The 13,771-nt window shown below is 52.2% G+C and carries 11 protein-coding genes; 7 read left to right on the forward strand and 4 right to left on the reverse strand.

Annotated elements, in window-relative coordinates; genetic code table 11:
- Positions 1–105: 105 nt before the first annotated feature.
- A complete protein-coding gene (locus tag JJU14_RS11265) occupies positions 106–678 on the reverse strand; it encodes a hypothetical protein (protein ID WP_228613595.1) in 573 nt (190 codons plus the stop codon).
- A gap of 130 nt (positions 679–808) precedes the next feature.
- Here JJU14_RS11265 and JJU14_RS11270 point away from each other — a divergent pair, with 130 nt between their 5' ends.
- From JJU14_RS11270 to JJU14_RS11280, 3 genes are all read left to right on the forward strand, one after another.
- Positions 809–1,351, forward strand: coding sequence for a YaeQ family protein (locus JJU14_RS11270; RefSeq protein WP_228613597.1), 543 nt, complete (start codon positions 809–811; stop codon positions 1,349–1,351).
- 136 nt (positions 1,352–1,487) lie between these two features.
- Positions 1,488–1,982: a hypothetical protein gene (locus JJU14_RS11275; protein WP_228613599.1), complete on the forward strand. Its 495-nt coding sequence runs from the start codon at positions 1,488–1,490 to the stop codon at positions 1,980–1,982.
- Positions 1,982–3,082, forward strand: coding sequence for a GGDEF domain-containing protein (locus JJU14_RS11280; protein WP_228613601.1), 1,101 nt, complete (start codon positions 1,982–1,984; stop codon positions 3,080–3,082). Before JJU14_RS11275 ends, JJU14_RS11280 begins: the two co-directional genes overlap by 1 nt.
- 47 nt (positions 3,083–3,129) lie before the next feature.
- Here JJU14_RS11280 and JJU14_RS11285 read toward each other — a convergent pair whose 3' ends face one another.
- Complete coding sequence (locus JJU14_RS11285; protein ID WP_228613603.1) at positions 3,130–6,006, reverse strand: TonB-dependent receptor; 2,877 nt, start codon at positions 6,004–6,006, stop codon at positions 3,130–3,132.
- Between the two features lie 232 nt (positions 6,007–6,238).
- The gene (locus JJU14_RS11290; RefSeq protein ID WP_228613606.1) at positions 6,239–7,411 is read right to left on the reverse strand and encodes a cystathionine beta-lyase; all 1,173 of its coding nucleotides are present in this window, start codon (positions 7,409–7,411) and stop codon (positions 6,239–6,241) included.
- Between the two features lie 251 nt (positions 7,412–7,662).
- Between JJU14_RS11290 and JJU14_RS11295 the strand changes: the two genes are divergently transcribed.
- On the forward strand, positions 7,663–10,149 hold the full coding sequence (locus tag JJU14_RS11295; protein ID WP_228613608.1) for a TonB-dependent receptor: 2,487 nt from the start codon (positions 7,663–7,665) through the stop codon (positions 10,147–10,149).
- Positions 10,150–10,213: 64 nt separating this feature from the next.
- Here the strand turns inward: JJU14_RS11295 and JJU14_RS11300 are convergent, their stop codons facing one another.
- Positions 10,214–10,987 (reverse strand): EAL domain-containing protein, encoded by a 774-nt coding sequence (locus tag JJU14_RS11300; RefSeq protein ID WP_228613610.1) that lies wholly within the window; start codon positions 10,985–10,987, stop codon positions 10,214–10,216.
- 279 nt (positions 10,988–11,266) lie between these two features.
- Here JJU14_RS11300 and ubiD point away from each other — a divergent pair, with 279 nt between their 5' ends.
- Genes ubiD through fre form a run of 3 tightly spaced genes read left to right on the forward strand, consistent with a single transcriptional unit; the run spans position 11,267 to position 13,741 of the window.
- On the forward strand, positions 11,267–12,748 hold the full coding sequence (gene ubiD / locus JJU14_RS11305) for a 4-hydroxy-3-polyprenylbenzoate decarboxylase (protein WP_228613612.1): 1,482 nt from the start codon (positions 11,267–11,269) through the stop codon (positions 12,746–12,748).
- Positions 12,745–13,026: a 2Fe-2S iron-sulfur cluster-binding protein gene (locus JJU14_RS11310; RefSeq protein ID WP_228613614.1), complete on the forward strand. Its 282-nt coding sequence runs from the start codon at positions 12,745–12,747 to the stop codon at positions 13,024–13,026. The genes ubiD and JJU14_RS11310 overlap by 4 nt, the downstream gene beginning before the upstream one ends.
- A 10-nt stretch (positions 13,027–13,036) precedes the next feature.
- The gene (fre, locus tag JJU14_RS11315; RefSeq protein ID WP_228613616.1) at positions 13,037–13,741 is read left to right on the forward strand and encodes an NAD(P)H-flavin reductase; all 705 of its coding nucleotides are present in this window, start codon (positions 13,037–13,039) and stop codon (positions 13,739–13,741) included.
- Positions 13,742–13,771 lie beyond the last annotated feature (30 nt).

Below are 13,771 nucleotides of genomic sequence, written 5' to 3' on the forward strand. Positions count from 1 at the left end.
AGCAATACGAGTTGTGATTAAGGGCACTCTCTTAGAGACCTGCCCCGTCATCACTCTATGTAAGGTTTTCGGCGGAGCTTTCAAGTGAGCTCCAACAAATTTTTTTTACTGCATTTGCTGCAACAGTTGCTCAAACTGCTGCATGGACTCTTCATCCATGCCCATCATCTGCTGCATCAATTCACCGGTTAATTTGGTGATGGTTTCTTTTTCTGCATCCGTCATGCACTGGTTTAACAAAGTAGTAATTTGCTTTAGATTACGCATTTCAGCTTCTTGTTCAGCGCGTTCTTCGGCTGGCATGTACTCCAGCATTTGCTGCATCATTTCCATCATGGGTTCCACCATCTGCAGGGAGGTCCAGGCGAATTTGAAGCTCAGCTCGGTGTATTCGGCCGGGGTAAAGTTATGTTGCTTTAGCAGTTGCTCCAACGCGCGGCGATGCTCAGGGGTGGCCAGCTTGCTCAGGGTAGTGTCGTAGTGACGTTGCCAGTTGCAATGCGATTGCAACTCCAAGGTGCTGCTGTCTACTTCCGGAAAGCGGGCTTCAAGCGCTTCCATCTCTGGCAGCATAGTCATATAACGCTGCAGATTCTGCTTAGTAACCACAGTGCTTGCCTGCGTGGCGCCGATAAACAAGCTTAATAGGCAGCCAACAGCTAGGTTCATTACGTTCATTTGATGTTTCCTTCACGATTATCACGGGCCCGTATCGCTGTTATAGCCGTTTTTGCTGCCGGGCTGCAACTTTTATTGAGCCGTCAGGCTGCAACCGCTACACTGCCTTTTTTATGAGACAGAGACTGGCATGGCACTGAAATCGACCATCTTCAAAGTAAAGCTGAATATTGCTGATATGGACAGAGGCTACTATGGCGATCATCAGCTGACGTTGGCGCAGCATCCATCCGAAACGGACTTGCGTTTGATGGTGCGGATTCTGGCCTTTGCGCTGAATGCGAGTGACAGCCTGACCTTTACCAAAGGCCTAAGCTCGGAAGAGGATGTAGCAGAGCTATGGGATCGCCGCCTGAGCGGTGACATTGCGCTTTGGGTGGAGTTTGGCCAGTCCGATGAGAAGTGGCTGCGCAAAGCCTGTGGCCGGGCGGAAAAAGTGCACTTGTACTGCTATGGCGGCCGCAGTACCGATGTCTGGTGGCAGCAACAGCAAGCTGCACTGCAACGCTACCAGAACCTGAGCATCTGGCAATTACCGGAAGACGGCCTGCAGGCTTGCCTGCAACTGGTGCAGCGTCAAATGGAGTTGCAGTGCAGCATTACTGAAGGGCAGATCTGGCTTAGTGACCATAGCCATAACGTTCATTTGCAACCGCAGCTGTTAAAAGAGTGAGCCCAGTTCGGTCAGTTTACGTTCAGTTAGGCTTTGTCAGCATGGCAGCATTGAAAAAAAGCTGGTCAACGCTATGATCATCAAAGCGAGTTTCACTTTATTTACCGCCGATGTTTGTGCCAGGAGCCGTCAACGCATGACTTACCGCAAACGAGCAGTTACCGCCCTCGGCCTGGTAAGCTGTTTGGTGCTGGCATTGTTGACCAGCGTCAGCAGCCACGCTAAAGAAGGCAGTGTACTGACCATTCGTATTGCTGAGCAACAGCATGTGCTGAGCCTGTCTGAGCTCGAGCAACTACCGCAGCAACAAGCCCATTTTAAAGCTGCCTGGGGGCCTGAAGGACTATGGCAAGGGGTTTATCTGCACGATCTGTTGGTGCGTTTTAATTTGGAGCAGTATCAGGATATTCGACTGAGCGCCCTAAACGACTACCGTATCCGTCTTACCCCGCAAGAAATTACCAACGGCAAACCTATACTGGCCAGCCACTTTGATGGTGAACCTATCCCGCTGGAGCGCAATGGTCCCTTTATCCTGATTTGGCCAGATCAGTCGCAGCAGGTACTGGATGGTACAGCCCCTTTGGCCTTGTGGATTTGGAGCCTGACTGAAATACGGGTCCGGCCTTAATGCAACAATGGATCAAACTGCGACTAGGCCGCCGCGCAGCTCTGCTGCTGTTGGCTTATAGCCTGACTGCCATGATAGTCAGTGGTTGGATCTGGTTCACCAAACAGAGTTTGCAAGCCCGTCCACCTATGCGCGTGGTGGATGTCTCCCGTCAGATTGAAATGCTAAACCGGGAAGTCACTCTTTATGTGCAGGCCTTATCTGAACACAACAGCCCAACACAGGCCCAACTATTATGGAGCAGGGTGCAGGCCCGACAGCATACCATTCAGGGTTTGCTACGCCATTTTGTTGACCTGGAAAGCAATTTCAAAGTGCTGGAGCTGCAAATCGAGCAATTGCGGCAGATGGTTGAGCATCACCCCGAACATTTACCGCAAACAGGATTAACGGATTTTGTCGAATACATCCAGGAAGAGATGGATATTTTCGCCAGCGATGTGCATCGAACCATGCAATTGATTGTGGCCGATCAAACACGGCAACTCTATCGCTACAGCAGCGCCGTCGCCTGGTTAAGCCTGGCCATGTTCGTGAGTGGCTTTGTGCTGCTGACTCTGTTTATTTTACTAAGCAAACAAAACCAGAAACTGGTCAAACTGGCTACTGAAGATGGCCTGACCGGGCTGCTGAATCGCCGCAGTGCTATGTTGCAGGGAAAGCTGCTTGCCTCTATGGCACAGAGAAGCCAGCAGCCGCTTGCGATGGCTCTGCTGGATGTCGATCACTTTAAACAAGTCAATGATGTCTATGGCCATCCCGCTGGGGATGCCGCCCTGAAAATGCTGGCTCAGGTATTGCGAACCTACGCACGGCGCGATACCGATGTTCTGGCTCGCATTGGTGGTGAAGAATTCTTGCTGCTGATGCCGGATACCAGTGAGGAAGTAGCTGGGCAACTGTGTAAAGTACTGCTCCATGCTTTGTCCGATACCAAAGTCAGCGAAGACTACAACTTTCAACTGACCGCCAGTATGGGCCTTGCGGTAAGTGAGCAAGGCTGCTATGACTTTGAAACACTTTATCGGATGGCCGATTCGGCTTTGTACCAGGCCAAAGCTGCCGGCCGAAATCAATTGCAGATCGCAGAGCACGACTAAAAAAGCCCGCTGCAATGGCGGGCTTTCACATCAGAACGTCAATACCATCAGAAGCTGTAAGATACCGAGGTATAATAGAAGCGACCAATGTTATGGTAGGCGGCTGTTGTTGCCGTGGTGCCTGTAGTCACCCCTGGCAAGCTGCGATCAAACAGGTTATCCACGCCAAACGCCAGCTGCACCCCGTTGGCAAACTCGTAACCCAAGCGCAAGTCGGTAACAAAATAACTGCCGTAACTCATGATATCACTTGGATCCGGGTTAATAGCCAGCTCTTGCTGACGATACAAGGATGCACTGTCAATAAAGCGGGTTTTCCAACTGGTACTCCAGGCGTGGTAGCGGTAACTGATACTGAGGTTAGCTTGCCAGCGGGCATCCCCAACGGTACCCGCATATTGATCAAACTCTTCCGGACTGTCCTGGAATGAGAAGGTTTTTCTGGAGTCCAGGTAAGTACCGATCAGCTTGGTATTAAAGCGACCGCCCATGGCATCAAAGTCATAACCCAGTTCAAAATCCACCCCTTCAGCAGTCAAGGCGGCTACGTTTTGCGTGATCGAGGTGATCAGCACCAGCTCATTTTGGTTGTTACGCTCAATCAGGGCACAGAACTGATTGTTGATGCCGGTTTCTGCATCGACGCACTTGTTCAGGATATTCTGTGCCGATACCGACGAAATGGCATCGTCAATCTCAATCGACCAGTAGTCCATGGTCACACTAAAACCAGGCAGCCAATCAGGCTGATACACCAAACCCAGCGTATAACTGGTGGACTTCTCTTCTTTTAAGTTCGGGTTGCCACCGCTTAAACCTTCAATGGTCGAGGCCGTTGCCTGCGGATCAAAATCGGCTGGAATGCCAAGTGCAAGGCAATTGACGCGACGGGTTTCGCTTTGCACTTGATCCACGCCGCAAGGATCGGTAACCCGGAAGAAGGTTTGGTTTTGTGGTCCGTACAACTCGCCAATGTTTGGCGCGCGCAGTGCTTCTGAATAAGTAGCCCGGGCCCGTAATTGCGAGTTCAGATGCCAGTCCAGGCCAGTCTTCCAGCTCACTGCGCTGCCTATGGTGCTGTAATCAGCGTAACGGACAGCGGCATCAAACACCAAATCCTGGATCAGTGGCAAATCGGCCAGTAAAGGAATAGAGACTTCGGCAAACACCTCGTTCACTTCAAAGCTGCCTTTTTCATACTGCAGTGAGTTCAGAAAGGTTGCACCGGTAGCAGCAAAGCTGTCCGGTACACTTTCACTTTCTTCCTTGCGGTATTCTGCGCCCATGGAAACGCCCACATAGCCCGCCGGTAACTCAAACAAACCACTGTTGTTCAGATGGCCACTAAACACCGTCTGACGGATGGTGCTGTTGCTGTACGAGTTGGTGTTAAACCAGTTGCGCGCCTCTGCATTGATGGCATTATCGCCAAAGATACTGGTTGGCACACAACCATTGGCCCGCGCCAGCTCATCCCGACAGACAATCTCATCGTTCACCAGGATGGCATCGATGGATTGGGCAAAGTTGGTGCGGATCAGATTGTTGCGATTGATCTGTTCCAGCTTGGTTTCACCAAAAACGCCATACAGCTCATAGTTCCAGTCCAGCCCAAGGCTACCCTCAATGCCGGCAACAAAGCGGGACGTGGTACGGGTATTGTTTTCCAGGCGACGACCGGCATCCTCCTGAAAACGGTGCACCTCGATTTCATTGATGCCGTAGCTATCCATCAGCTGAACCAGGCTTGAGTCCAGGTAGGCGTTATCGCGACCGACCATCAAGGCACTGCCATACTCAAAAAAGGAAGGCTGGCCCTCACTGTCGCCTTTGCTGCGGACAAACTTGGCTTCCGCATAAATCAGGGTATCCGGCGTCAGTTCAAAGTTGATTTTGCTATTCACATTAAAGCGATTGAAGGCCGGTTGCAGATCGGTGTAACGACGCAAGTCCAGGAACTCACAATCAGAGCAACGGCCCCACTGGCCGTAGGTGGTACCGAGATCCTGCGGCCGGACGCTACCATCCGGATTAAAAATAAACCAGTCGACGCTGCCCGTCTCAGAAATCAGATAAAAGTTACCTGCGGTTGAGCTGTCATACCAGCCCGCATTGGCAACTGTGATGGAATCCGGAATGCCATCATGCACCCAATTACCGTCTGCATCGCGATAATCGCCATCGTCCGGGTTACGCACCGCCATATAGGAGGTTCGGGTCTGACGACGCTGGGTCGCGTTCATACCGCGTTGGCCGGAAACTTCGGCCGAAATTGCAAAGTTTCCTCGATCCTGAGCGAAGTTCGTGCCAAAAGAGCCGGTTAGTTTGTGATTACGGTAGGGGTTGTCTTCCGCAGTTCCCAGCAAGGCATGCACATCAAAACCTTCGATGTTGCGCTTTAATTTAAAGTTGACCACCCCGGTTACCGCATCGGCACCATAAACAGCAGAAGCACCACCGGTGATGATTTCAACCGACTCAATCCAGGCCGTAGGAATGGCATTGGTATCCACGGCAGCGGAGCCAGCACTGCTGGATACATGGCGCTTACCATCCACCAGCACCAAAGTGCGGGATGAACCCATGCCGCGTAAATCCAGTAAGCTCAGACCGGCTGTCCCAATAAATCTGCCAGAGTTTGCCAACGAGTAAGTAGCCGCTAGCGAGGGCAATACATTCAGGACTTCGCCTATGTTCATAGCACCGGTTTCTATCAGCTCCCTGCCGCTGATCACGGTAACCGGTGATGGTGCCACAGCACCTTCACGCAAGATACGTGACCCCGTTACCTGAATACGCTCTGGGGCGGCCGTTTCGTTCAATGCTAAGACATCGGCCTGCACCGTCATGATCATCGCGCTGCTGCCAAGCAAACCAAGCTGAACAGCACGGCATAGCCGGCTGGTAGAATAGATATGAGACATAGGTTCTCCCTGAAAAAATGCGACCTTAAGGTCTTTCAGTGGTTAAAAGACCTTGCCCGATGAAGGACAAGGATGATTTACCCAAAATTGGGGCGCATTGTAGGGAAAGGTGGCGTCAGATCCAGCACTAAAGACGCAGCAAGGTTTGTTCGGTGAATTGTTATGCAGCTTTAGCAGAATAACTATACAAAGTGATGATGTTTTCACCATCATCACTTAATCGCAAGGAAGCTTAGAGCGCCGCTTGATAACGACTAAAGGCCTGCTCCAGATCGGCCATCAAATCCTCGGGATCTTCCAGGCCAATATGCAACCGGATCAAAGGCCCGCTGTAAGGCCATTGGCTGGCAGTACGCAGTTTTTGGACCTGTAGGGTTGGCGAAATCAGGCTTTCATAACCGCCCCAGGAAAAGCCCATTTTGAAGTACTGCATACCTTCAACAAAAGCTGCTACCGCCTTGGCTCCGCCTTGCTTGAGTACAAAGGAAAACAAACCATTACTGCCGGAAAAATCACGTACAAAGTAATCGTGCCCCGGATTGCTGGCAAAGGCCGGGTGACGGACAGTTTCAACTTCCGGCCGCTGCGCTATCCAGTGCGCAATTTTCAGCGCATTCTGCTGATGCTGCGCCAGCCGAACGCCTAAGGTACGCAAGCCACGACTGGCTTGATAGACATCGTCGGCCGAGGCGCAATAACCCAGAATGTAGCTGTGCTCACGCAGTTGCGGCCAGTACTTTTCGTTGGCACTGGCCGTACCCAACATCACATCGGAATGACCGACAATGTATTTGGTGGCCGCCTGAATAGAAATATCCACCCCAAGCTCAAAAGGGCGGCACAGAATGGGCGACGCCCAGGTGTTATCCAACAGGGTGATCACGCCGTGGGCTCGTGCTATGTTGCATATCGTTGGCACATCCTGCACTTCCATGGTCAGTGAGCCGGGAGACTCCAGAAAAATCGCTTTGGTGTTCGGCCGGAGCAGAGCTTCAATACCAGCGCCGATCATCGGATCGTAATACTCGGTTTCTACCCCCATAGGCCGCAGTATTTTCTCACACAGCGCCCGGGTGGGTTCGTACACCGAATCCACCATCAACAGGTGATCGCCTTGCTGCAGAAATGACAACAAGGCACCACTCACTGCGGCGGCACCACAAGGATACAGCGCGCAGCCAGCACCACCTTCCAGCTCACAAATGGCTTCTTGAAAGGCAAAGTGCGTGGCAGTACCGCGACGACCATAATAAGGTACTCTATCGCCTTTGCGTTGGCTGGCGTGGGCCAGTTCGGCCATGGTATCAAAGGTGATGGTTGAGGCGCGCACCACCGGCGGATTGACCGCCTGACCGGTCCACTCTTTGCCGCGTCCGGCCTGGATCAATTTGGTATTTTGTTTCATGCCACAACTCCCTGGAAGCGATAGTGTTGTCATGGTACTGCTTTTACCAGACCAGATCACCTGTTCGACCATAGTTGGACGGTAAATCATGCGCTTATGGTCTATGCTTTACTTTGAGACGTACCAGAAATACGACAATGCAGTAGGTCGTTGCTGATTAAGAAGCCGTAAAGGCCATCACTATCACAATTAAAATACCACCAAGGATAGAGCAGATAACAAGAAACTCGACATCCATTAGGAGAAACTGTATGCGTCATTTTCAATTAACCCCGCTGGCACTGGCGATGTCGTCATTGCTGGTATCCCCCCTTCTGCTTGCCGATGATGATACCGGCGCAGACAAAGTTGAAACCATCGTTGTCACAGGTACCAGGGTTGCCGGCCGGACCATTTCCGATACTGCCGTGCCGGTCGATCTGGTCCGATCCGATGTACTGGAGCGCTCCGGTACCACTGAATTAAATCAGGCCCTATCGGTCGCTTTGCCATCTTTTAACTTCCCCCGTCCTGGCCTGGCCGACGGTACCGATACCATTCGGCCTGCCACACTGCGTGGTTTGTCGCCAGATCAATCGCTGGTACTGGTGAACTCGAAGCGGCGTCATGCTGCGGCCTTGGTCAATGTTAACGGCACCGTTGGCCGCGGTGCCTCAGCAGTAGATTTGAATACCATCCCGATGGGAGCTATTAGCGCCATTGAGGTGTTGCGCGATGGTGCTTCGGCGCAGTATGGCTCCGATGCCATTGCCGGCGTGATGAACGTAAGGCTGCGGGAAGCATCCGATGGTGGCTCAGTCACCCTGGGTTACAGCTACCGGGATACCAGTTATACCACCCCTACCACGCCACCGCCGGCGGGCGCCACCTGGAGCGCACCCAGCGAAATTAAACGCAGCCGCAACGATGGCGAAACCATTACGCTGTCTGGCTGGAAAGGCTTTGAGCTTGGCGACAACGGCTTTTTAACTATCTCTGCTGAATACAAAGATCAGGAGCGTACCGAGCGTGGTGGCTGGGATTACCGTCAACAATACCCGCTATTATCCGATGGTAGCTTCGATCCACGAGAGCAGACCTTCCAGCGCTTTAGTGCCTGGTACGGTGAGCCGGAAATGGAGCAGTGGACCTTATTTGCCAATGCCGGCATCACCACAGACAACGGCAAGTTGTATGGCTGGGCCAGCTACCAAAACCGCCAGGCCACCTCGGCTGGCTTTTACCGCCCGGCCAATGACGCCAGAAACGTTCCCGAAATCTACCCGGACGGTTTTTTACCGCTGATTTCACCGGATGTAGATGATTTCAGTGCCGCCTTTGGCTACGAGTGGGACTGGGGTGAATGGCAGTTGGATACGTCTTTGGTTTACGGCTCCAATAAAATGGCTTTTACCATTGAAAACACCTTAAACCGCTCGTTAGGCCCGGCCAGTAAAACCTCCTTTGATGCCGGTGGCTACAAGTACAATCAATGGGTGTATAACTTATCGGGCGTCAAAGCCATTGATGTCGATGGGCTGGCTTCCGCACTGAACCTGGCACTCGGCCTCGAAGCCCGGCGGGAAGGCTACTCCATCTTTGCCGGTGAGCCCGACTCCTACCGCAATGGCGGTGTCTTGCTACCTAATGGCAACCCGACAGCCTCTGGCTCTCAGGTGTTCCCAGGTTTCCGGCCTTCCAATGAGGTAGATGAAAGCCGTACTGCTGTCGGAGCTTACCTCGATTTAGAAGCCAATATTACCGATGACTGGCTGGCATCCGCTGCCATCCGGGCCGAGCGCTATTCCGATTTTGGCAGCAATTTATCCGGTAAGTTTGCTACCCGCTATGACTTTACCGATAGTTTTGCTGTTCGTGGTTCGGTGCAAAATGGCTTTAGAGCCCCGTCCTTGCAACAGCAAAACTTCACGGCTACTTCCACCAACTTTATCGGTGGTATTCCTTTTGATATCACGACCTTTCCGGTCAATGATCCGGTGGCGATAGCATTAGGAGCCCGTGAACTTGATGCGGAAAAATCCATCAACTTCTCGCTGGGCGCTGTGATGCGCTTTGATGCGGTGACCATCACCGTTGATGCCTACCGCATTGATATTGATGATCGCATTGTCCTTTCAGAAAACCTGACGCAAGCGAATGTCCGTGAGTACCTTGAGTCACAAGGCTTTGTCAGTATCGGTGGAGGCCGCTTCTTTATCAATGGTGTAGATACGGAAACGCAGGGCGTCGATGTGGTCGTTAATTGGTCCACCATAACTGATACCATGGGTAACTTTGACTTTACTCTGGTAGGAAACTACAACAAAACCAAGGTCACCAAGGTGCCGGAAACAGCAGAGCTGGCCGCACTGGACCCGGCACCAACGCTCTTTGGCCGGGTCAATGTGCTGACCTTTGAAAAAGGCAACCCAAAAGACAAGCTTGGCGCCATTGTCAACTGGAGCCATGATCGCTTTGGTGCCACCCTGAAAGCCACCCGTTATGGTGAGGTGCTGGCTCCTAGCCCGAACCCAGCCAATGACTTTATCTTAAGCCCGAAAGTGCTGGTGGATTTGGAAGGCCGTTACCAGATGACCGACAGCATGCGGATTGCCTTTGGTGTCGATAACCTGTTCGACACCTATCCGGATGCCTTCCCGATCAACCTGAATACCACAGGTGCGACCTCGTTTTCCAACTACTCACCCTTTGGTCGTTCCGGCCGGATGCTGTATGCCCGTATCAGCTATGACTTTTAAGTCATCGCTGGCTATAAACCAAAGGCGCCATCTGGCGCCTTTATTTTTATCCATTCAGGTCCGTTTATTGTGTCAGGCCATGAATTTCCGACAGCGGAGTTAAGGTCTCTAGCGCTGGCCGGGCAAAGTAATAGCCTTGCAGGTAACGGACACCAGCCGATACCAGCCAGGCGAGCTCAGCGGCACTTTCAATGCCTTCGGCCAAGACTTTCGCCCCCTGCAACTCACACTGCGCGATGGTATCCAGTACGATGGCTTGTTTTGCCGGGCTTTGGTCAATATCGCGGATCAGCGCCATATCCAGCTTTAGAATATTTGGTTTTAAAGTCTGCAACCACTCCAGGTTGGCATAGCCGGAACCATAATCATCAATAGCCGTTAAGAATCCATGTTTGGCATAGCTTTGAAAAATCCGGGTTAAGTGGCCTTTGTCCGGAATTTCTTCGGTTTCAATTACCTCAAAAATAATATGATCCTTGCAAAAACCATACAGCTCGCTGGCTTCCAATGTGGCTTGAATACAGGTTTCAGGGTTATAGACTGCATTGGGCATAAAGTTGATGTTTAAATAGGTGCTGCAACCCAGGCGAGCTGCCGTTTCAATGGCTTTGACCCGGCAGGCCTGATCAAAGTAGTAGCGATTGTTTTTGTTGATCCGCTCAAACACCCAGCCAGCACCCTGTCCTTGCGGGCCTCTTACCAAAGCTTCATAGGCAAAAATCGACTGCTGCTGCCAATCAATGATGGGCTGAAACGCCATTTTGATCTCAAAACCTAAGTCCTGACCACTCAAGCAATCTTTACACGTCTGCTGTTTAATACTGGCAGGAAAATCCATGCGCAACCTTCTACCAACCCATTTCTTCTCAGTATAGCCACAGATTTCAGCCAATTACAGTAATTACGAGCCTAGTTCAACCGATTTTAGTGGGGTTCTGGCAGATCCAATGCCATTCGAAACAGCCAGGTCAGCACCTTCATGCTTGCTATACCAGGGACTTTGTAGCCGTCTAAACTGACAGAAATGCAGACTCCATGTATACTGGCCTCCTTAAACGATGGCTGATCCTGCTAAAGAAAGGCCCCGTATGTTGACGTTTTGCAGTGAGCAAACCCGATGAAATACAAAGATCTGCGAGATTTTATCCAGCAACTGGAACAGCGCGGCCAATTAAAGCGTATTGCCGTGGAAGTCGACCCTGTGCTGGAAATGACCGAAATCGCTGACCGTACTCTGCGGGCCGGTGGCCCGGCCTTGCTGTTTGAGAAACCGAAAGGCTCAAACATCCCGGTGCTGGCCAATTTATTTGGTACCCCAGAGCGGGTCGCACTTGGCATGGGGCAAGAAGAGGTCAGCGCGCTACGTGAAGTGGGCAAGTTGCTGGCGTTTTTAAAAGAGCCAGAACCACCGAAAGGCTTAAAAGATGCCTTTAGCAAACTGCCGATTTTCAAGCAAGTGCTGAATATGTCGCCGAAAAAAGTGCGTAAGGCCGCTTGCCAACAGGTGGTTTTGTCCGGCGATGACGTCGATTTAACCAAGCTGCCCATTATGACCTGCTGGCCAGGCGATGCGGCTCCGCTGATCACCTGGGGCCTCACCGTCACCAAGGGCCCGCACAAAGAGCGGCAGAATCTGGGTATTTATCGCCAGCAACTGCTCGGTAAAAACAAAGTCATTATGCGTTGGTTATCCCATCGAGGTGGTGCACTGGACTTTTTTGAGTGGCAAAAGGCCCATCCTGGCGAGCGCTTCCCGGTCGCGGTGGCGCTCGGTGCAGACCCTGCCACCATTTTAGGTGCCGTGACGCCTGTGCCGGATACCTTGTCCGAGTATGGCTTTGCTGGTTTGTTGCGTGGGGACAACACCGAAGTGGTCCAATGCATCAGCAATGAACTGCAGGTGCCGGCCAGTGCCGAGTTTGTGCTGGAAGGTTACATTGAAGCGGGTGAAATGGCGCCAGAAGGGCCTTATGGCGATCACACCGGTTATTACAACGAAGTGGATGATTTTCCGGTCTTTACCGTCACCCATATCACCCATCGGGAAAACCCCATTTACCACAGCACTTACACTGGCCGGCCACCGGATGAACCTGCCATTCTGGGCGTCGCGTTAAATGAAGTCTTTGTGCCTATTTTGCAAAAGCAGTTTCCGGAGATTGTCGATTTCTATCTGCCGCCTGAGGGCTGCTCCTACCGCCTGGCGGTAGTGACGATGAAAAAGCAGTACCCTGGCCATGCCAAGCGGGTGATGATGGGGGTTTGGTCCTTCTTGCGGCAATTTATGTACACCAAGTTCGTTATTGTCTGCGACGACGACATCAATGCCCGCGACTGGAAAGATGTGATCTGGGCCATCACCACCCGGATGGATCCGGCCCGCGATACCACGCTGGTAGAGAACACTCCCATTGATTACCTGGACTTTGCTTCGCCAGTGTCTGGCCTTGGTTCCAAAATGGGTATGGATGCCACCAACAAATGGCCAGGTGAAACCGATCGTGAGTGGGGAGAGCCCATCGTGATGGACCCTGCAGTCAAAGATCGGGTTGATGCACTTTGGCCCAGCCTTGGCATTGAGTTGCCCGAGCAGCCATGACGGCATTTCGCATCTGCATTCAGCCGGCCGGCCTCACTTTTGAGGCCGAAGCCGGCGAAACCATTCTGCAGGCGGCACTGCGCCATGGCATCGACTTTCCACATCGTTGCCGCCAGGGTGTTTGCACCAGCTGTGTTTGCCGGTTGCAAAGTGGTGAAGTGCGTTATGACCCGCCCTCGCCAGTGACCGATATCGACAAAGCGCAAAATTTTACCTATGGTTGTTTAGCCTATCCGTTAACGGATCTGGTACTGCAGCACCCATTTATACAAGCCTAAAGAGACCAGCATGATTCAAACCCTGTGCAACGTAGATGCCATCACCCCCCTGACACCCTTTGTCCAGCGGGTGCTGCTTAGCCCGCAGCAAGCAGTCAATTTTTTACCCGGCCAATACCTGCAACTGTGCTTAACCGAGCAGGACAAACGCCCATTTTCACTGGCATGTTTGCCAAATGGCAAGCAACTTGAGCTGCACATTGGCGCTTCAAAGGCCGATGATTACAGCAGTCAGGCGCTGAACTATCTACAACAGCAAATGGATGCCAAACAACCGGTGACGGTTGAAGCTGGCCTCGGCCAGGCACATCTGCGACCGAGCGACAATCCGGTGCTTCTGCTGGCAGGCGGTACCGGCTTTTCCTATGTCTACAGCATTGCCAAAGCACTGCAACAGCAGCCACAAAACCGGCCGGTATTTTTGTATTGGGGCGTGCGACAGCAAAGCAGTTTGTACCTGCTGGATGCGTTGCAGCAATGGGCCAACAGCCACCGTAGTTTTCGCTTTATTCCGGTGGTGCAGGAGGCAAACAGTGGATGGCAGGGACGAACTGGCCTGGTGCACGAAGCGGTACTGAATGATTTTGTTTCGCTGGATGCTTACGATATCTACATCGCCGGCCCTTTCCCTATGGTCGGGGTGGCCCGCGATGCTTTCTTAAAGCAAGGCGCGCATCGTGAGCAGATGTTCGCCGATGCCTTTGCTTATATTTAAATGGTAAAGCCCCAGCCGGGGCTTTACCAA

The sequence above is a fragment of the Alkalimonas sp. genome (assembly GCF_020831925.1).
In the GTDB taxonomy this organism is placed as follows: Bacteria; Pseudomonadota; Gammaproteobacteria; order Enterobacterales; family Alteromonadaceae; genus Alkalimonas.